This is a genomic window from Oceanobacillus polygoni (assembly GCF_008304605.1).
Lineage (GTDB): Bacteria > Bacillota > Bacilli > Bacillales > Amphibacillaceae > Oceanobacillus > Oceanobacillus polygoni.
Window position 1 is genome coordinate 67,085 of the sequence record NZ_PIJY01000001.1, and the last position, 19,476, is coordinate 86,560.

The 19,476-nt window shown below is 37.6% G+C and carries 18 protein-coding genes; 6 read left to right on the plus strand and 12 right to left on the minus strand.

Going from position 1 to position 19,476, the window contains the following annotated elements:
• Window positions 1-157 precede the first annotated feature (157 nt).
• Together F1560_RS00345 and F1560_RS00350 are read right to left on the minus strand one after the other, a co-directional pair.
• Window positions 158-1,825, minus strand: coding sequence for a ribonuclease J (locus F1560_RS00345; RefSeq protein WP_149472690.1), 1,668 nt, complete (start codon window positions 1,823-1,825; stop codon window positions 158-160).
• 219 nt (window positions 1,826-2,044) lie between these two features.
• Window positions 2,045-3,073, minus strand: a complete 1,029-nt coding sequence (locus tag F1560_RS00350) for a PTS sugar transporter subunit IIC (RefSeq protein ID WP_149472691.1) — start codon at window positions 3,071-3,073, stop codon at window positions 2,045-2,047.
• A gap of 389 nt (window positions 3,074-3,462) precedes the next feature.
• Here F1560_RS00350 and F1560_RS00355 point away from each other — a divergent pair, with 389 nt between their 5' ends.
• Genes F1560_RS00355 through F1560_RS00365 form a run of 3 tightly spaced genes read left to right on the plus strand, consistent with a single transcriptional unit; the run spans window position 3,463 to window position 7,031 of the window.
• Window positions 3,463-4,212 (plus strand): DeoR/GlpR family DNA-binding transcription regulator, encoded by a 750-nt coding sequence (locus tag F1560_RS00355; protein ID WP_210095933.1) that lies wholly within the window; start codon window positions 3,463-3,465, stop codon window positions 4,210-4,212.
• On the plus strand, window positions 4,209-5,120 hold the full coding sequence (gene pfkB, locus F1560_RS00360) for a 1-phosphofructokinase (RefSeq protein WP_149472693.1): 912 nt from the start codon (window positions 4,209-4,211) through the stop codon (window positions 5,118-5,120). Before F1560_RS00355 ends, pfkB begins: the two co-directional genes overlap by 4 nt.
• A gap of 24 nt (window positions 5,121-5,144) precedes the next feature.
• A complete protein-coding gene (locus F1560_RS00365) occupies window positions 5,145-7,031 on the plus strand; it encodes a PTS fructose transporter subunit IIABC (protein ID WP_149472694.1) in 1,887 nt (628 codons plus the stop codon).
• A 52-nt stretch (window positions 7,032-7,083) separates the two neighbouring features.
• On the opposite strand, the gene F1560_RS00370 is transcribed toward F1560_RS00365, so the two are convergent.
• From F1560_RS00370 to pdxR, 3 genes are all read right to left on the minus strand, one after another.
• Entirely contained in the window at window positions 7,084-8,067 is a 984-nt protein-coding gene (locus tag F1560_RS00370; RefSeq protein ID WP_245347789.1) for a ketoacyl-ACP synthase III, read from the minus strand.
• Between the two features lie 104 nt (window positions 8,068-8,171).
• Window positions 8,172-8,516 (minus strand): hypothetical protein, encoded by a 345-nt coding sequence (locus F1560_RS00375; protein ID WP_210095934.1) that lies wholly within the window; start codon window positions 8,514-8,516, stop codon window positions 8,172-8,174.
• A gap of 198 nt (window positions 8,517-8,714) precedes the next feature.
• The gene (pdxR, locus tag F1560_RS00380) at window positions 8,715-10,112 is read right to left on the minus strand and encodes a MocR-like pyridoxine biosynthesis transcription factor PdxR (RefSeq protein ID WP_149472697.1); all 1,398 of its coding nucleotides are present in this window, start codon (window positions 10,110-10,112) and stop codon (window positions 8,715-8,717) included.
• A gap of 120 nt (window positions 10,113-10,232) precedes the next feature.
• Here pdxR and pdxS point away from each other — a divergent pair, with 120 nt between their 5' ends.
• Complete coding sequence (gene pdxS / locus F1560_RS00385; protein WP_149472698.1) at window positions 10,233-11,114, plus strand: pyridoxal 5'-phosphate synthase lyase subunit PdxS; 882 nt, start codon at window positions 10,233-10,235, stop codon at window positions 11,112-11,114.
• 24 nt (window positions 11,115-11,138) lie between these two features.
• Window positions 11,139-11,732: a pyridoxal 5'-phosphate synthase glutaminase subunit PdxT gene (pdxT, locus tag F1560_RS00390; RefSeq protein ID WP_245347790.1), complete on the plus strand. Its 594-nt coding sequence runs from the start codon at window positions 11,139-11,141 to the stop codon at window positions 11,730-11,732.
• A 154-nt stretch (window positions 11,733-11,886) separates the two neighbouring features.
• Here the strand turns inward: pdxT and F1560_RS00395 are convergent, their stop codons facing one another.
• From F1560_RS00395 to F1560_RS00425, 7 genes are all read right to left on the minus strand, one after another.
• Window positions 11,887-13,404 (minus strand): PASTA domain-containing protein, encoded by a 1,518-nt coding sequence (locus F1560_RS00395; protein ID WP_149472700.1) that lies wholly within the window; start codon window positions 13,402-13,404, stop codon window positions 11,887-11,889.
• Window positions 13,397-14,068 carry an ABC transporter ATP-binding protein gene (locus F1560_RS00400; RefSeq protein WP_210095935.1) on the minus strand — a complete coding sequence of 224 codons (672 nt, stop codon included), beginning with the start codon at window positions 14,066-14,068 and terminating at the stop codon, window positions 13,397-13,399. Before F1560_RS00400 ends, F1560_RS00395 begins: the two co-directional genes overlap by 8 nt.
• A gap of 177 nt (window positions 14,069-14,245) precedes the next feature.
• The gene (locus F1560_RS00405; protein ID WP_149472702.1) at window positions 14,246-15,709 is read right to left on the minus strand and encodes an ABC transporter permease; all 1,464 of its coding nucleotides are present in this window, start codon (window positions 15,707-15,709) and stop codon (window positions 14,246-14,248) included.
• Between the two features lie 427 nt (window positions 15,710-16,136).
• Window positions 16,137-16,574 carry a GNAT family N-acetyltransferase gene (locus F1560_RS00410; RefSeq protein ID WP_149472703.1) on the minus strand — a complete coding sequence of 146 codons (438 nt, stop codon included), beginning with the start codon at window positions 16,572-16,574 and terminating at the stop codon, window positions 16,137-16,139.
• Window positions 16,559-17,104: a DUF4269 domain-containing protein gene (locus F1560_RS00415; RefSeq protein WP_149472704.1), complete on the minus strand. Its 546-nt coding sequence runs from the start codon at window positions 17,102-17,104 to the stop codon at window positions 16,559-16,561. Before F1560_RS00415 ends, F1560_RS00410 begins: the two co-directional genes overlap by 16 nt.
• A gap of 113 nt (window positions 17,105-17,217) precedes the next feature.
• The gene (locus F1560_RS00420; RefSeq protein ID WP_149472705.1) at window positions 17,218-18,435 is read right to left on the minus strand and encodes an MFS transporter; all 1,218 of its coding nucleotides are present in this window, start codon (window positions 18,433-18,435) and stop codon (window positions 17,218-17,220) included.
• A gap of 17 nt (window positions 18,436-18,452) precedes the next feature.
• Complete coding sequence (locus F1560_RS00425; RefSeq protein WP_187773585.1) at window positions 18,453-18,863, minus strand: MarR family winged helix-turn-helix transcriptional regulator; 411 nt, start codon at window positions 18,861-18,863, stop codon at window positions 18,453-18,455.
• 223 nt (window positions 18,864-19,086) lie between these two features.
• On the opposite strand from F1560_RS00425, the gene F1560_RS00430 reads away from it, so the two are divergent.
• Window positions 19,087-19,371, plus strand: a complete 285-nt coding sequence (locus F1560_RS00430) for a hypothetical protein (RefSeq protein ID WP_149472707.1) — start codon at window positions 19,087-19,089, stop codon at window positions 19,369-19,371.
• The last annotated feature ends 105 nt before the right edge of the window (window positions 19,372-19,476 follow it).

The following is a 19,476-nucleotide window of genomic DNA, read 5'->3' on the forward strand; positions in this document are numbered from 1 at the left end:
TAAGCCAAGAACCCAGTGCCCACACGGGTTCTTGGCTTTTTTTTCAATTTAACTTTAAAAATCATGGAGAATTATGTGCTTTTACTTTTTTACAACTTTAATGCTGTTTGAATTTTATTTTTACTTCTCCCCCCATTGATTTACCACCTGCTCCTATTCAAATCTCCAACAATATCGGGACAATCATCGGCTCCTTTCTCGCATGTTCTTTAATATATTTTGCTATGGTCCTTTTTAGCTGTTTTTTCATGACATTCCACGAATATCTATTCGCTTCATGTAGCTCATGGATTGTTTCTAGCGTTATTTGATTCATATTCTTTCGAAGTTCAGAGAAATTGTGATCGACAAAACCACGTGAAATGATTTCGGGTTCTGCGATGACCTTTTCTTCCTGTTTATTCATCGGAATGATAATCATGAGCACCCCATCCTCTGAAATTTTCTTGCGGTCACGTAATACAAATTCCATATCCCCTACATCGACTCCGTCAACATAAGTGTTCCCACTCGGTAAGCTTCTAGTACAACGTGCAATCGTGTTTTCAACATCTACAACATCACCATTTTTTAAGATAAATGTGTTTTCTTGCTTTACACCTACAGATTCTGCAAGCATTCGGTGATGATGCAGCATTCGATATTCACCATGAATCGGTATAAAATATTTCGGCTTCATGAGGGTGAGCATAAGCCTTAAGTCTTCTTGATAACCATGACCGGAAACATGCATGCCTGAACTGCTTCCAGATCCATAAATGACATGAGCTCCAAGTTTATATAAGTTGTCTACAATACGCGTTACATTTTTTTCATTCCCAGGTATTGGACCAGCTGCAAAGATAACCGTATCCTCCGATAATATCTCTGCATCTCGAAAGTTTCCAGTAGATAGTCGGCTAAGTGCAGCCATTGGCTCTCCTTGGCTCCCGGTGCATAAAATTGTCAGCCTTTCAGGAGGTAATTCATTGATATCACGTGCTTCAATTAACATGCCTTTAGGGATCAATAAGTAGCCACGTTCCATTGCTATCTTTACCACATTCACCATCGACCGCCCAAGTAAGGCTAGTTTTCTCTCACATTTCTCGGCAGCATTTACAACCTGCTGGATACGGCTAACATTGGAAGCAAAAGTAGATACAATAATTTTTCGTTCTGCTTTTTTAAAAATCGCTTCTAAATTTTTGCCTACCATTTGTTCCGATGGAGTAAAACCTGGACGCTCTGCATTGGTACTTTCGGATAATAGAAGCATTACCCCTTTGTTGCCAATCGCAGCCATTTTGTGAATATCTGATTGCTCATTATTAGCTGGGGTCAAATCAAACTTGAAGTCACCCGTATGTACAATCGTTCCTTCTGGAGTGTTAAATACAATTCCTAAACAATCCGGAATACTATGATTTACTTTGAAAAAGCTAATACACATTTCACCAATTTCGAAGTTTGACTCTGAATTAATCTCAATCAGTTCACTTTCTCGTAAAAATCGATGTTCTTTTAATTTGAGTTCGATAAGACCTAGTGTAAACCGCGTCGCATACACCGGTACATTTACTTTTTTTAAGAAGAAAGGGATTCCTCCAATATGATCCTCATGGCCATGGGTGACAATTAAAGCACGCACTCTTTCTATATTTTCAACGAGATAAGAAATATCAGGGATTATTAGATCAATTCCTAATAAACTCTCATCAGGAAACTTGTTTCCACAGTCGATAATTACAATATCGTTCCCATATTCAATAGCATACATATTTTTCCCAATCTCACTTAAGCCACCAAGGGCAAAGATTGATACGATATTATCCTTTGTTGGCATAGTAACCCTCCCGTGTTTCATTTCATTTCATTTAGTATGCCCTTGGGAGTTCGTTTTTATCAGTGAGATGTACTGTTAAAATAAAAAAATACCTTGTTATAAGAAAGTTTATACTCCTACCTGCTAATGAAAAGAGTGATAGCTTCGCCCATTGCGAAACCTATCACTCTTTCATCATAATTAATAGCTATTCAGATCTAAAACAGACTTTCTTCTATACTATTGCACTTCCATTCGTAAGTCGCCAGTTTTTGCCCAACCAATTACTTTTAAACCATGATAGACCGAAATAGAGATAATGATTGGCAGCAAGACACCAACTACAAGATACATAATTAAAGCGCCTGGGCCTTGATTTGCTATAATATTTAGTGGAGCGATAAACGAGTTTAGCCCAAGCCCAGCAAGCTGATAAGGAACTTGGAAATCAAATAGAATAATAGCGATTGGTGCACAAATGATTGATGATAGAAATGGTCCAATTACTAATCGTGGGTTTTTCACGATATTCGGAACCTGTACCTTTGGTGTAAGAAAGGATTGTGCAATGTTTGCGCCAAGGTCATTTTGTTTAAAGGACATTGCGGTAAAACCAGCAAACTGTGCCGTACAACCGATTAATGCAGCTGCACTTGAAACAGGATCAAGCTGAAGTGCAATTGCGATAGCTGCTGAAGAAGCTGGTGACATAAGAAATATACTCCATATAAGTGCAATAACCATCGAACCAATTAGTGGTGATCCTCCCACAGATGTAGCAATCTTTTCACTTAACCATATAAGAACAGGAGTCGTAACCCACGCTAGGAATACACCTGACACGCCCCCAATCATAATTGCAGTAAATGGAATAGCTAGCATATCAAGCTTTGTCTTACCAGTTACTCTTTTACCAACCCAAGTTGCAATAACTGCTGCCAAAACAGCACTTACAGGCTGTCCAGTTGTCAGTACCCATCCACCATCAGCGGTAAGCTGCAGGGCGTTTGCACCAACTGTACTACTTGCCATTGCACTAAAGATAACTAACGTATTTCCACCTAACTGATATGCAATTCCAGCTCCGATAGCTGGTGCAAGCATTAGCTGTGCAGCTGTTCCAATTGTCGTAAATCCAGCCCAACCTGTAATCGTTCCAAAAGCTTCAACTAATAGACCAATTCCGAGTGTTACCAATACAGCATTCGCAAGTCCTATAGAAGCCTTGTACATTCGATCGATGATATATTTCTTCGTTGATTGTTTCATGATGTGTTTCCCCCAAAATTTATATTGCCGCCAAGTTGATAAAGAATTCAGTTATTTCGATAGCGCTTTTCTTATTAATTGCTCAAATGTCTGCGTATATAAATAAAATCCACTCAAACAGTTTCCTTTTTCATGGATGTCCTGTCTATGCTCTAATAAGTTAATTTAAAAATTTACTATCTCTGAAAAAACCTCTTTTCCCTCTAAATTGTTATTATCATATTATGATTTCTACTTAGAGTCAAAAGTAATTTTTTTAGGAATATTAAATCAATAAGTACGAAATTGAAAGGTAATTCATATGAAAAGTTGTTATTTTTGTGACAACGCTATCAGACTGATTGTTTTTGACCGTTTTTGATGTTATTATACTGATTAGGAGGGTGTATATGTTAACAGAGGAACGACATACATTCATATTAAATGAATTAAAACAGGCGAATATTGTTAAAACGCAAGATTTAATGAATGCACTTAACAGTTCAGAGTCTACAATAAGAAGAGATCTGCAACATTTAGAGGAAGCCGGAGAATTAACACGTATCCATGGAGGCGCAAAGCGCATCTATCAATTGGATAGCGAACAATCCATTCAAGAAAAATCCGTCAAAAACAATCAAGAAAAAATAGCCATTGCAAAATTAGCAGCTTCTTTTATTGAAGATAATGATGTGATTTATTTAGATGCTGGAACAACAACATTAGCAATGATTGAATTCATAAATAAGTGGAATATTACTGTAGTAACGAACGGAATTGTACATGCATCCCTGCTTACCGATAAGGAAATCAATACCATTTTACTCGGCGGTAAGGTAAAACCATCAACAAAAGCAATTGTTGGTGCACCTAGTCAAAATGAACTCCAAAAATACCAATTCAATAAATCCTTTCTTGGAATGAATGGAATCGATGCAACATTTGGCTGTACAACCCCCGACCCAGAAGAAGCCGCATTAAAAACAATTGCACATCAACATTCTGCGACAGCTTATGTCGTTGCAGATCATACAAAGTGGGACAAAGTTCACTTCGTAAACGTATGCGGGATCGAAGAAGTTATATTGATAACCGATTCATGCCATAAGGATCTTGCACCCTATAAGACGAAAACAACCATTTGGGAGGCGGAGCAATGATTTACACAATTACCTTAAATCCATCTATTGACTATGTCGTAAACGTAAAGCAGATGGAATTGGGAAAATTGAATAAAATGACGAACGATTTAAAACTTCCTGGAGGCAAAGGTATAAATGTATCTCGAATTTTACAAGAACTTGATGTACATTCAACCGCACTTGGTTTCCTAGGGGGCTTTACCGGAAATTTTATTTCCAATTGGTTACAAAAGGACAAAATTTCTTCTGATTTTATCCGAATTCTTGATGATACGAGAATAAATATTAAGCTAAAATCAAACCTTGAAACTGAAATTAACGGACAAGGTCCAAACATTTCCACAGAGGAGTCGGATGCTCTCTTAAAGCAAATTAGCAATATTTCCAGTGAAGATAGTGTTATTTTATCAGGAAGCAAGCCGCCTTCCCTTCCAGATAATTACTATCATTTATTGATCGATGTAATTACGAAATCAAATGCAGCGTTTATTATCGATACGACTGGTGAAGATTTAAAAGCTGCCTTGCCTTATAAACCTTTACTCGTCAAACCGAACCTCGAGGAATTGGAAGAGCTATTCGGAACTAAAATGAACACGAAAGAAACTATCCTGCAATATGGTGAGAAATTACTCGAGCTTGGAGCACAGCACGCAATCGTCTCCATGGCTGGTGACGGGGCATTCCTTTTCACAAAAGAAGGCATATATAAAGGAATAAGTCCAAAAGGAATTGTAAAAAACTCTGTAGGAGCAGGTGACTCCATGATTGCCGGATTTGTTGGTGAATACATCAAAACAAAGGATGCAGAACGAGCATTTAAGATGGGAATAGCTTCTGGCAGCGCAACAGCCTTTTCTGATGATCTAGCGAAACGAAATGACATCCTCGCTTTAGTTAATCAAGTAGAAGTTTCCCCTGTGTAAAAATTTTAATAAAGGATGATAACCTTGAAAACAACCGAATTATTAAGAAAAGATATAATGATTATGGACTTGCGGGAAACAACCAAAGAGGCAGCAATTGACGAAATGATTCGTAGCCTCCATAAAAATGGCGTAGTCCAGGATGCAGAGCAATTTAAAGAAGCTATATTAAATCGAGAAGCACAATCTTCGACAGGACTTGGTGATGGCATTGCAATGCCGCACGCTAAAACAAAAGCAGTAAATGAACCTGCAGTGCTTTTTGCTAAGAGTACAAAAGGTGTTGAATATGAGTCGCTAGATGGTCAGCCTGCATATTTATTTTTTATGATTGCTGTTCCAGAAGGTGCCAATGATACACACCTGCAAACACTTGCATCACTTTCGAAATTATTAATTGATCCTGACTTTGTGCAGCAACTAAAGCAAGCAAACTCACCAGATGAAGTTCATCAACTTTTTGATCAATCAGAGGAAGATGATCATGATGCTGAATCAACATCCGATTCAGCTGTTGATAAAGATTCGGGTAAACCATTCATTGTGGCTGTTACCGCCTGCCCGACCGGAATCGCTCATACGTATATGGCAGAAGATGCTTTAAAGAAAAAAGCAGCTGAAATGAATGTCGACATTCGTGTAGAAACAAATGGCTCGGATGGGGCGAAAAACCGTTTAACCGATGAAGAGATCGCACGTGCAGATGCCGTTATTGTAGCAGCAAGCAAGAAAGTAGAAATGGCTCGGTTCAACGGCAAGCGCGTATTGGAAAGACCTGTAGCAGACGGTATTAAGAAAACGGAAGAACTCATTACTAAAGCAGTAAATCATGATGCAGCCGTTTATCAAGCAAAAGGGTCTGACGTTAGTTCCGATAACGAAGAAAAGCAAAAGTCATCTTTACTAAACACTGTATATAAGGACTTAATGAATGGAATATCGCATATGCTGCCATTTGTTATTGGTGGTGGTATCCTATTAGCGATTTCCTTCCTAGTTGAAAGTATTTTAGGCAGTGACAGTGAAATTTTCCTTTTCTTAAATGAAGTTGGTGGCAATGCATTCGACTTCTTAATCCCAATCTTTGCTGGATTTATCGCAATGAGTATCGCAGATCGTCCTGGATTAATGCCAGGTATGGTTGGTGGACTAATTGCTGTTCAAAGTGAAGCTGGATTTATCGGAGGTTTAGTTGCTGGTTTCTTAGCTGGATATATCGTAATACTATTAAAAAGAGGTTTACGTGGCTTGCCACAAGCACTGGACGGCCTGAAGCCAATCCTGCTCTATCCCGTTTTAGGTCTATTTTTCACTGGTCTTCTCATGTATTTTGTGTTCGGTCCAATTTTTGCCGGTGTTAACCATGTAATGGTCAATTTCCTCCAAAACCTTGGAACAGGAAATGCGGTTATTCTTGGAGCTTTACTAGGTGGAATGATGGCCATTGATATGGGTGGACCATTTAATAAAGCTGCATACGCATTTTCAATTGGAATTTTCTCAGATACTGGTGATGGTAGCCTGATGGCAGCAGTTATGGCCGGAGGAATGGTTCCACCACTTGCCATTGCGCTCGCTTCAACATTCTTTAAAAACAAGTTCAATGAAAATGAACGCAAGTCGGGTATAACGAATTATGTGATGGGAATTTCCTTTATTACAGAAGGTGCAATTCCATTCGCTGCTGCAGATCCATTACGCGTAATCGGATCGTCAGTCCTAGGAGCAGCAATCGCTGGTGGTTTAACACAATTCTGGAATAGTGCTATCCCAGCACCACATGGTGGAATTTTCGTTATTCCTTTAGCAGAGAATGCTGTATTCTTCCTGCTCTCTCTAGCTATTGGTATGGTCGTGTCAGCTGTTGTGCTTGGTTTATGGAAAAAGCCAGTTTTTGATCAAAAAAAATAAATTACAATAAAAAACCGCATCCACTTTTTTAAGGATGCGGTTTTTTTGCGATTTAATATTTAAATAGCATCGTTATAATCTGGTATCCTGCACCAATAGTCCAGAATAATAAATAATCTCCACGTTTAATTTTTCCAGTTTTAATTCCTTCATGCAAAACGATAAACGGACTGCTTGTGCCTGTATAACCAAATCGATCACCTACATAAACAATCTGCTTATCATCAATATTGAATCTTTCTTGGATTTCTTTTATTGTTGCAAGCGAGAATTGAGAAAAGCAATAGGTGTCGATATCTGCTTTCGTTAAATTATTTCTTTCAAAGATTGTTTCAAAGGATTCCATAACATTTATCATACTTTCACTTCCATCAAAAGGAATCCATTTTATATATTTTCCTGATGCCTCTCCTCGCAGCGTATTCGCCAATCCTTGTTCTGGATAGACGATATTATTTCTGCTTTTCGAATCTACTGCATAAACCGAATCAATAAAGCCTGTATCTTCTTCTGTCGTCTCTAAAATGACCGCTGCTGCAGCATCACCATAGTTCGAATATGTAATTTCATCTTCTGGATCACAAAGGAGCGAGTTATAATCTGATCCAACAATGAGGGCTGTTTTTACGTTTGGATTTGCTTTCATATAGCGTGACGCCTGTTCAACTGCTACCGTCATTCCTGCACAGTTTGCATTCGAGTCCATCACAATCGTGTGCTGATCTCCTTCAATAGCATTGTGCAGAAATAATGCATTCGTTGGAAAAGTATATTCTGGTGTTTGTGTAGAAAAAACAAGCATATCGATATCTTTACCTGACATCTTCGCTTTTTCTAAAACTGTTTTAGCTGCCTCAATCGCCATCGTAAGTGCATTCTCATTCTTGGTTTTAATGATATAGCGATCTTTCCTTCCCATATGTTGGACAAATCGTTTGATATCTTTGCCTTGCTTTTGAAAATGATCGATGTAAAAGTTATTATTCACGGATGTTTTGGGATGGTAAATCCCTACTTCTTTAATTTTGATATTCATAAGATGTAATAGACCCCTTCTGTTCGAAATACGATTCATGTTTGTTCAACTTAAAAGAACAAGATTTTTAATTAAACCTTGTTCTTCTCGTCATTCTATTCAATTTATAATGATGTAACTTCTACGTTTGTTAACCCTGTGTTTCTTGCAAGTCGGCTGAATTGCATTTTCAGAACAGCATTATCCTGTACTTTGAAAATTACCTTATGAAATCCAGATTCTTTGTATAAAGCGAAGCACGCTTCTAAATGTGGGACCATATCTGTCGAAACGACTAACATAGACGTACAATCGAATTCTAGCGTATATTCTGCTGGGTTAATCGAATTTACAGCATTATGATAATCCTTTACAAAGCTTTGCGCATCTTCCGGTACAAATGTACCACTAACCATACAATCTATTATTTTTTTCGCCGGATTTAATCTTACATAATACTTTTCTTCCAATTCCAAAACTCCTAACTTTATCAACTTAATCGATCATTTGACAGATAAGGAAAATATTACTATCTGTAAATGACGACAAGAAATAGTATAGCAAAACACAGGTATATTGTCACCTTTTAATACATTGATAAAGTTCTAATTGACCATTATTTTGTACCCATATAATATAATTAGAGAATCACCTTATTATCAACTTGATCAAAACCCCCAGCTGCCTAACAGCAATTCGATTGCCTTTGATAATTTTTCTTCAGGTATTCCTGCAAAACCGAGAATTATTTTCGGGTCACCACTATATCGCTTCTCCATCGAATAAGAGGATAATCCATATACTTTCAGATTTGCTTTCCTTGCTCGATATACAAGCTCTTCTTCATCCATGCCATTTTTCACTGCAAGTACAATATGAAGTCCCGAATGTTCCCCAATAATTTGTAGATCCTTCTGGTAAGGCTTTAACATCTCCAATGTTTTCTCTAATTTTCGGCGGTATATTTTTCGCATGCGATTTAAATGCTTTTCGAAATCCCCATTTTTCATAAATTGGGTTAATATATGCTGATCGATCCTGGAAACCGAACAATGATAAAATGACAATTTGTTTTTGTATTTTCTTAACAACGGTTTAGGGAGTACCATATAGCTAATTCGAAGTGAAGGGATGAGTGATTTGGAAAAGCTTCCTAAATAGATTACCTTTCCCGCCTGGTCCATTCCCTGTAACGCAGGGATCGATTTCCCGCTGTAACGAAACTCACTGTCATAATCATCTTCAATAATATAGCGATCTTCCACCGCTGCCGCCCAATTCAATAGCTTAACTCTACGATTTACGGACAATACAGATCCATATGGAAAATGATGCGAAGGCGTTACATATACAACATTCATTCGTTTATTTTCTATTGCGTCTACATCCACTCCATCTTCATCAACCTCAAGTGGATTCACTTCATTTGGATAGTTGCTTAATATTCGTGAGATTACATGATACCCAGGGTCTTCAACTCCGTACACTGTTTTTTGATCAAATAATAGGATGAGCTGTTGTAATAAAAATTCGCTTCCTGCACCAATAAAGATTTCCTCTGGGGAGCACTTTACACCTCGTGCATGATATAAATAGTGAGCGATTTCCCTGCGTAATTCATATTCCCCTTGCGAATCGCCTAGTAATAACAAGGAATGATACTGTTTATCCATCGAGTTTTTTGCATATTTTCTCCACTTCGCAAACGGAAAATTTTCCGTATCCACCCAGCTTGGGTGAAAATTGTAAAGTACGGTTTCTTCAGCTCTTTCATCTGGTTCTGTTGAAGCTTCCGTCTGCTGAACATATTCTAAATCAGCGTACGCTAATACAAAATATCCTTTCCTAGGTATTCCATCTACATATCCTTCCGCCACTAATTGCTCATAGGCGGTTTCAACTGTATTTTGGCTAACCTTTAGAAATTCGGAAAGCTTCCGTTTCGAAGGCAGTTTACTCCCATATTCTAAGCGTCCATCAACAATTTCTGTTTTGATAAATATATATAACTGTTCATATAAAGGAACGTCGATCGTTCGATTTAAATGACAGGAAAGCATATCCATATTTCTACACTCCTTTTACTGACCCTATCAAATTCATAAAAACTGACACTTTCAATAGATCCACATACTTTTTATAATAAACTAAATTCAGAAAAAAACAATTTAAAGGATGTGGAAGAAATGGAAAAATTATTAGGTACTGAAACGGTAAAAAGAGGAATGGCGCAAATGCAAAAAGGTGGCGTCATTATGGATGTTGTTAACGCAGAGCAAGCAAAAATTGCAGAAGCTTCAGGAGCAGTTGCTGTTATGGCATTAGAACGAGTACCATCTGATATTCGTGCTGCTGGCGGAGTTGCACGAATGGCTGATCCACGAATCGTTGAAGAAGTAATGAATGCTGTATCCATTCCCGTCATGGCTAAAGCGCGTATTGGACATATTGTAGAAGCTCGTGTTTTAGAAGCAATGGGAGTAGATTATATTGATGAAAGTGAAGTATTAACGCCTGCTGATGAGGAATTTCACTTGCTGAAAAGCGCATATACGGTACCATTTGTTTGTGGCTGCCGTGATTTAGGTGAAGCTGCACGCAGAATTGGGGAAGGTGCTGCGATGCTTCGTACAAAAGGAGAACCAGGAACCGGAAATATCGTTGAAGCTGTTCGCCACATGCGTCAAGTAAATGCACAGGTTCGAAAAGTAACTTTAATGAACGATGATGAGCTCATGACAGAAGCAAAAATCCTTGGTGCACCTTATGAGATTTTAAAACAAATTAAGGAAGCAGGAAAATTACCAGTTGTTAACTTTGCTGCCGGCGGTGTTGCTACACCAGCTGATGCTGCTCTTATGATGGAACTTGGAGCAGATGGCGTATTCGTCGGATCTGGGGTCTTCAAATCAGAAAACCCAGAGAAGTTCGCAAATGCTATTGTACAGGCGACGACCTATTATAATGATTATGACCTAATCGGTAAGCTTTCCCAAGAACTTGGAAGTGCAATGAAAGGAATCGATATTGCTACACTTGCTGCCGAAGAGAGAATGCAAGAAAGGTAAGCTTGTGAGGAAAGGATGAAAGACATGAAAATTGGTGTCCTAGGATTACAAGGTGCGGTTGATGAACATATCAAACAAATTACTGCTTTAGGATTGCATGGAATAACAATTAAGCATCCTGAACAACTGGAACAAATCGATGGCTTAATCCTACCAGGCGGAGAAAGTACAACGATAAGCAGACTTATTAATCGTTATGGTTTTGCAGCACCGATAAAGGAATTTTCAAAGCGTAAAAAGCCTATCTTCGGTACTTGTGCAGGAATGGTGTTACTTGCTAAGGAGCTTTCGGCTTCAGCGGATTCACATCTTGGATTAATGGATATTTGCGTGAAACGAAATGCTTTCGGCAGGCAGCGAGATAGTTTTGAAGCGAAGCTCGATGTTAAAGGATTAGCTGATCCATTTTCAGCAGTTTTTATTCGAGCACCTTATGTGGAAAGCGCAGAAGCTCATGTGGAAGTTTTAGCTACATATAATGAGCATATTGTTGCTGCAAGACAAGAGCACTTACTTGTTAGCTCTTTCCATCCGGAACTGACTGGCGATACGCGCTTTCTGGAACTATTTGTCCAAATGGTAACGGAATATCAAGAAAGCGAATTAATCATTTCATAAAAAATAAGCAAGTTAGGTTGTAACAAATCTAACTTGCCTTTCTTTATGTTGCCTTTAAAAATATAGCGTACTTAAGGGTAGAATTATATAATGTTATAAAAAAAGTTAGTACTCCTGTTAACACACTATATCTTAGCTAGATACTACACTATGTTTATTTTTCATAATCTCCGATATCTTCCTCTTCTTCCAAAGGTTGATCTGGTTCGCCCTCTGTTATAGGTCCGTCTGATTCATCCTCGAAAAATGCTGGTGGATTAGGCGGTGCTGAAGTATTATTGCTAATATGAACCTCCACTGTGAATTTCATTGGGACAAATTCATTAAACTTATGCATGTCGACTACTGTTCCCTTTACTTCTGGTGAATAGACATATTTGGCAATATAATTAATATCGGCACCTTTCGATTGATATTGCTCATAAAACAATCTTGGCAAGTCACCTTCTAATTGACCCCGAAAATCATGTAAATATGGTCGTCCTTGTGAATACGTAACGGTTACATTCTTGTCATCTTTTTCCGTTAACTTTGTACCTGTCTCAACAGATTGCGAAATAAGTTTTCCATAAGCAATATCTGCATGGAACGCCTGTCTTACTGTTACGTTTATATCTGGGTAATTGATTGCAGCTTCCTCCGCAGTCAGTTCCCCAAAATTCGGAACTACTGTGGCTTTACCTAAAGATACAACAACTTTCATCTTATCTCTTTTTGCAATTTTTTCATCTGCGGCTTCACTTTGACTAATAATATTTCCTGCTTCGACACTGTCTGAGTCCGCCTCTTCGTACGTCATATCAATTTCATTTGTTTCTACCCATTTTTCCACTTCTTCTTTGGTAGTTCCTGTAAAGTCAGGTATGGTGATATTCTTTTCAAAGACTTCTTTCCCTCTTGAATAATAGACGGCAGCACTGTCTTTTCGTTGGTATTCTGATTCCTCAATTCCACTATCCTTTATGGTAAACTTAATAAATATACCTTCTTCAATATCATCATTATACTCTGTGACAATCTGCAGGTTTTCTGCTTTATTTTCTTCAATCCAGCTCTCAGCTTCCGTTTGACTCATTTCTGAAAAATCAACAAGTGGAATAACCTCTTCTGGATCAGCACCTAAACTGCTAGTTAATTGAAGCGTTTTCCCTTTTCGTATTTTATCTCCCTCAGATACACTCTGTGAAATAACCTGATTTGCATCATGTTCCATACTGTATTCTTGTGTTAATTCAATCTCTACATCATTTTCTTTCGCCCAAGCACGGGCTTCTGCAACAGGCTTGTCCACAAATTTTTCAAGCTTAACATGGACAAGCATATAGTAAATGAAGAAAATCAACATACAGGCTAAGACAGCTCCTGAAATAATTAGCCACATCCGAAGTCTCTTCTTCTTTCGATAATCCAGATCAATCTCAACTTCTTCTTCCGCATCCTCTCGTCGGCTGCTTCTAGAAGAAACCGGATCTGACTTAAGCGGGGTATTGCGTTCAGGTACTGCTTCTTCCATTTCCGCAGCAGAAGATTGTTTTTCCTGCTTTTGCTCCGGTTCTTGGTCTTCCTGCTCTTCCACTTTCTTTTCTTTCTTATCATTTATCTCTTTGTCTTCTTTTTCATTCACCAAATCATCATACTTGTCTTTATTAAATTTTGATAAAAAATCACTCATAGGAAGACAGTACACCCTTCCTCAAATGGAAAGCCTGATCAGACTGCAAAGCAATTTCATTGGAGTGCGTTACCACAATGACACATTTTCCGTGTTCATGTGCCAATTTTTTAAAGATATCAATGATTTCCTGCTCCATCTCTTCATCAAGATTTCCTGTAGGCTCATCGGCAAGAATTAATTCCACATTGGTCGCCAGAGCGCGGGCAACAGCAACACGCTGCTGTTCTCCCCCAGAAAGCTTATTAACGAAACGATCTGCTTTGCTTTTTACAATGCCGATGTAATCTAGTAAATTATAGGCTACTGTCTTTGCATCTTCTGGAATTTCATTTTCCGTAATCGACATAGGAACCAATACATTCTCCACAGCTGTGAAGGTCGGGATTAAATTATAGCTTTGAAAAATAATCCCGACATTATTACGCCGGTACTTTTCATAGCCAATTTTCTTAATGTCTTCCTCGTTAAATAATACTGTCCCACTATTCGGCGAATCCAAGGCACTGAGTAATGATAATAAGGTGGTTTTCCCTGAACCGGACTGCCCTAATATTGTATAAAATTTTCCCTTTTCAAAAGAGACAGATGTATCTTTTAAGATATAACGACGCTCTTCACCATCTTGATAATAATAATTTAAATCTTTCGCTTCTAATATCATAATCTCACCTCTCTATTAGTAAGCGTTCAAAAAGGAGGATGAAAAGGACCGAGCAGTTCGAGGCGGCGTAGCTCTGAGCAGCGGAACGTATGCAGTTAATACGTGAGCAGCGGAAAAGCAAGCCAACGAAGAAATGCGAAGTGTCATTTTCACCGGACTTTTTGAACTACCTCTCTATTACATCAGTATTTTCTTCGGATTTAGCCTTACAATATAAATTAGCGGGATAACCGTTGAAATTAAAATAGTTAACAGACCGATTCCATAGAATCCTAGAATATAGCTTAAATTAAGGCTTACCTCATAAGAGTCTAATACATCTTCTGTTGTCAAATCTATTTGAGTATCACCAAAATAAATATACTCTTCATAATACTCATCTTGATTATCATTAGCCTTCATCATCATATCAGATACCTGTCCAGCTAAGAGATTTCCGCTGAACAAGGATAGCGTGATACCAATTACCGCAACCACCATCACTTCGATTAAAATTTGTCCTACAACACGGCTCCGGCGTTCTCCTAAGGATAAGTAAATCCCCAATTCATGTTTACGGTCCCGTAGGAATAGTAAAACTACTAAACCAGTTATTAGCACCGTTGCAATTACTGCAACAAGCAAAACATATTTTGATAGTTTGGACATCGACTCCATCGGCCCTGCAATGCTATCATATTGATCCATAGCATTGACTACATTATAAAATTCCGGCAGCAATGGAGCTACCTCTTCCTCAAATGCTTCACTATCTTCAGGACTGTTTAAGAAGAACATTGGCATGAAATATTCGAAGGCGTTCTCATCTTCCTCCATCATTTTTGCAAATTCTTCATCCATTTTACTGTATTCTTCCCAATGATATCTATTTTCACTTGCGACAATTTCGTTCGGAACATAAACTGTATTTTGATACTCTATGTCCATCCAATCTAACATACCGCTATCTGCATTATCTTCCTGTTGTTCTTTGACTGATTGGGGCTCAAATAATCCGATAACCTCTAATACAACATCTCGGGAAGTAATTAACTCTTCCTCCCCTGTCTCCTCATCATAATCATAGACTGCATTATCTAAAGTAAAGGTATCTCCTACATGCAGATCATTTTTTTCTGCCAATTTTTTCGAGATGATAGCTACAGAAGTGCCATTATCCACCTCTTCCTGTGTAAAGACACGGCCATCGATTAATTTGCCCTTCTCTTCTTCAAAGTCAATCACAGGAGCATAGTTGATTCCGTTCAGTTTATAGTCCATGCTCGGTCCTGAGTGAAAAATCTCTCCTTCCATATCACCCTGATAACTCTCAATGCTCTCTGAACCTAAATAGATAGATGTACTATAATCAAAATACTTTACATAAGAGAGTTCACCAATTTGTTTAATCAAATCAACGCCTATATTTTCAATCTCTAGCCACTCTGCCTCACTTAGATCTTCCACTGCTTCATAATCAAGCTCAAGCGTCGCGGCAGCTCCCAGCCTTTCTTTAATATTCGCTTCCACATTACCAGTTGCTTGTTGAATTGAAACTGCTCCTGATATTAAATTTCCTAAGATAAAAATAACGGCTAATAAAATTAATGTTTTCCCTTTTTTCCTTGTAATACCTAGAAATCCTCGTTTAATAAAATTCATTACAAACCCCCTCACTAAAAATCAATCCGTTTTTAATCTTCAAAAATTTCTACTTATGTATGATAGATAGTTAACATTTATCCAAGTTCACTCTTGGATACAATCTTTCACCTCATTCTATTTAAATGTATTTAAATGTAGTATGATTGTAATATAAATGTATTATATTCGTAATACACAATAAAAACAACAGCTACTTTTAAAAATATCCAAAATTTGGTTCAATTAACTAAAATCGTGTTAAAAAAGCTATCTCAGATAATCTCATCTAAGATAGCTCATTGTTTATTTCAATATTTTCCCTTCTTAATCCACTACAAAAAATTTATTGAAATTAAAAGACATATTCGGTGGCTTGATTATTCAATAGTAGAAATTCAATGCTTTCAATTCTTTGATCATTGTACACGCACATTCCCTCATACACTTACTCTAAATCCCTTTTAAACACATAACTCACCTTGTTGTAATTCATCGTACGCTCATAAAAACGATGTGCATCATTTCTTTGCAGCCCTGAAGACAGTGCAACACATTCATATTTATTTGATTTAGCCCATTCATGCACATAAGAAAGCAGCTTTTCACCGTATCCTTTAGAACGCTTCGTTTGACTTGTAACTAAATCACAAACCCAAACAAATCTACCGTAATAGAGTGTTATCATCGGTTTGAAGCCAACAACCGCTACAATGTCGTCTTGCTCATACAATGCGACCACTATATAGCCATCCTTTTCTCGCGCTTCCTTGACCAAATCAAGATAAGCATGTTTACTAAGATGTGTGCGAAGCTCCCGCATAACTGGATATGCTTCTACTATATCTTCCTGTGTTTCCAGTTCTTTTATCACAACGTTTTCCATTCGATTATCCCCTTTTCTATCCCTATTTCAATCAGACGTTCATAAGGGTCTCCTTTAATACCTAGAATCTCACAGAAGGCTGGTTCTGTTTTCATTCCTTGACGTTTAAGATGAATCACTTTTTCCCGAAGCTTCGGCATTTCTTTCAAGAGATGATATTCGATAATCATATGTAGGTAGGCATACTGCTTATGAACTGGCTTTGCCTGACCAAATAATTCAAATTCAAACCCGCTATAATGAAAATTAGTCTTGATTACAGGAGTATCTCGTATCCGAATTTGCTTTATTGTAAATGCTTCATGTTCCCCATACAACTTTATAATACGTGTTTTAAAATGATTAAAATCATTCACTTCCAAAATAATATCCAAGTCAGAATCTTTCACATCCACACCAATTGGAATCGTTCCACAAAGTATTGGCGTATAGTCCATTAAGTCTTTCAATATATTTAATTGTTTTATAGCCTTATACGCTCGGTATTGCCTGGTATTTCCCTGTTTTAAATAGGAAATTGTATGAAACATAGCCAATCCTCCCCCCGAAGAGACTGAATCGTCTGTAAAATATCTTCTTAAAAAGAATACTACAACCTTACTGCAGAAATAAAGAAAAAGGCGGAGAGTTCCCTCTCCACCCATTAAGATATTTTCATTTCCGTACTTTCCATTTTAATTCGTCTTTGTTCAGCTGCTTTTTTCCCATGAACAATATAGTAAATCCAAATGCTTAAGAGAACAATTGCTGCCATTGCTATATACAATCCTCTAAATCCAATGAAAGGTAATACAAACCCTAACAGGAACGGGCCAACACCAATACCAAAATCAAAAAACATGAAGAATGTAGATGTTGCTAGTCCAATACGGTGTCTTGCTGCCTTATTAACAGCAATCGTTTGAGCACTTGATTGAAACGTTCCAAAACCGACTCCGACTATTGCTCCAGCTAGGAGTAAGCTAATCCCAACACTTGCTTGACTTAAAATAACTAAACCTACAGCAAATAGTAAAAGCGATGGATATACAACACTATTCTCGCCCTTTGCGTCAAATAATCGACCAGTAAAAGGTCTGGATGCTACCAGAAAAATAGCGTACATGATAAAGAAAAAGCTCGCTGCGTCTACTAGGTTGATTTCCGCAGCATATGCGGAGAAAAAAGATAAAATACTGGAATAAACAAATCCTACAGTAGCTACAAGAATAGCGATTGGAATTGTCGTTTTTTCAAAGAAGTCACTCAGATGGAATCCTTTTTGTGTTTCAATAGGAACCTTTACTGCATCTACTTTTGGCACACGTAAGAAAACCGTTGCAATCAATGCAACAGCTGCGAAGACAGTAGTAGCAATAAAAATCATCGGATTGTTAAAGTTTTGACTAATATACAATCCTAGGAAAGGGCCGATTGCCATAGCTAGATTTGTACTTGTTGCAAAGTACCCCATCCCTTCACCACGTCTTACAATTGGAATAATATCTGCCGCAATTGTACTCGTAGCTGTCGTACTAATTCCAAAAGCAAATCCATGAATAAATCGAATAACTAATAAAGCAGCTAAATTATTGACCGGGAAATAAAACAGCATAAACACAAAAAATAAAGCAAGCCCAACGAGCAATAGATTCTTTTTGCCTACTTGATCAATAATTCTTCCGGCAATCGGCCGGACAAGCACTGCTCCAAGCACAAAAATACTCGATGCAAGTCCCGCCTGACTTTGAGAAGCATCGAATTGATCTACTGCATAAATAGCTAATGTGACGATTAACATGTAAAACGATATAAAAAGCAAAAAATTGGATGTCGCGACCATAATAAAGTCCTTCGTCCATAACATAGGTTTGTTACTCATTCTTATACATACTCTCCTTATTTAAGTTTATCTCTTAGTTGTTGAATCGTTCGAAATGCTGACTCCATTTCGGTTTCAGGTATTTCTTCCAGTAATGATTGTTCAAATTTATTGACAACATCATAAGCTTTTTCATACATTTCCAAGCCTTTTTCGGTCAGTTGTATCTTCCGCTCCCGTTTATCCTGACTCGGCATTCGTTCAATTAATTCTTGTTCCTCTAAACGCTTGACGGTGCGAGATATTGTCGGCTTCTCAACATCCAGATAATTCGTTATCTCTACAAGCGTAGCCGATCCCCACTGCTTTAAATAATGGACAATAATCCATTGGGAATAATATAAACCAACTTCAACTAGCTGCTCATTTAATTTTTTCCTAAACGCCCTAGTAAATTGCATGTTTAATTGGAAAAATCGTTGCGACAAATTGACCGCCTCCATAAAATAGTTACCTAAGTAACTATATACCATTTTTAAATGAAAGTCTAGTGCATACGGATTTATTAATTATTCTTTAAATATTTAACACCCTTTCATACATAATGCGACTTTTCTTTGGAATTATAACAATAGTGGTTTAGCCATATTCAACACCACATTAGAGCTACAGCACAACTATTTTTTAAATTTAAAGAATGGAGGTTTTTTTATGGTTCAGCAAAACCCACACGATCAGATTCAACAAGCTACTCAGCTTGTCCATCAATCTATGGAATCGATTCAATCAGCAAAAGATCACGCAAGCGTAGACCATCAGCAATATGTACATGCTAACGAACAGCTGCGCCAAGCAGAGGAAGTGTTACAACATGCTCAGAATCAATACGGGGAGCAAGCACTACAGAATCCTCAATTTCAACAAACACAGGAATTACTGCATAACTTACGACAGCAGCTACAAAAAATAGAACGCCAAGAAAATAGGAACTTTTAGTTTTTTCATTGGTTCCTTGCCAAAGATTAAGCTAATTAGCGACAAACCTAACATAAAAATGAATAAGAGAATCGTCATTATTCTTAATTTTGACGATTCCCCTTT

Excerpts from the sequence above, each read along its gene's own strand:
- F1560_RS00345 (WP_149472690.1), bottom strand. The coding sequence starts at position 1,825 with ATGCCAACAAAGGATAATATCGTATCAATCTTTGCCCTTGGTGGCTTA.
- F1560_RS00350 (WP_149472691.1), bottom strand. The coding sequence starts at position 3,073 with ATGAAACAATCAACGAAGAAATATATCATCGATCGAATGTACAAGGCT.
- F1560_RS00355 (WP_210095933.1), top strand. The coding sequence starts at position 3,463 with ATGTTAACAGAGGAACGACATACATTCATATTAAATGAATTAAAACAG.
- pfkB (WP_149472693.1), top strand. The coding sequence starts at position 4,209 with ATGATTTACACAATTACCTTAAATCCATCTATTGACTATGTCGTAAAC.
- F1560_RS00370 (WP_245347789.1), bottom strand. The coding sequence starts at position 8,067 with ATGAATATCAAAATTAAAGAAGTAGGGATTTACCATCCCAAAACATCC.
- pdxR (WP_149472697.1), bottom strand. The coding sequence starts at position 10,112 with ATGGATATGCTTTCCTGTCATTTAAATCGAACGATCGACGTTCCTTTA.
- pdxS (WP_149472698.1), top strand. The coding sequence starts at position 10,233 with ATGGAAAAATTATTAGGTACTGAAACGGTAAAAAGAGGAATGGCGCAA.
- pdxT (WP_245347790.1), top strand. The coding sequence starts at position 11,139 with ATGAAAATTGGTGTCCTAGGATTACAAGGTGCGGTTGATGAACATATC.
- F1560_RS00395 (WP_149472700.1), bottom strand. The coding sequence starts at position 13,404 with ATGAGTGATTTTTTATCAAAATTTAATAAAGACAAGTATGATGATTTG.
- F1560_RS00400 (WP_210095935.1), bottom strand. The coding sequence starts at position 14,068 with ATGATATTAGAAGCGAAAGATTTAAATTATTATTATCAAGATGGTGAA.
- F1560_RS00405 (WP_149472702.1), bottom strand. The coding sequence starts at position 15,709 with ATGAATTTTATTAAACGAGGATTTCTAGGTATTACAAGGAAAAAAGGG.
- F1560_RS00410 (WP_149472703.1), bottom strand. The coding sequence starts at position 16,574 with ATGGAAAACGTTGTGATAAAAGAACTGGAAACACAGGAAGATATAGTA.
- F1560_RS00415 (WP_149472704.1), bottom strand. The coding sequence starts at position 17,104 with ATGTTTCATACAATTTCCTATTTAAAACAGGGAAATACCAGGCAATAC.
- F1560_RS00420 (WP_149472705.1), bottom strand. The coding sequence starts at position 18,435 with ATGAGTAACAAACCTATGTTATGGACGAAGGACTTTATTATGGTCGCG.
- F1560_RS00430 (WP_149472707.1), top strand. The coding sequence starts at position 19,087 with ATGGTTCAGCAAAACCCACACGATCAGATTCAACAAGCTACTCAGCTT.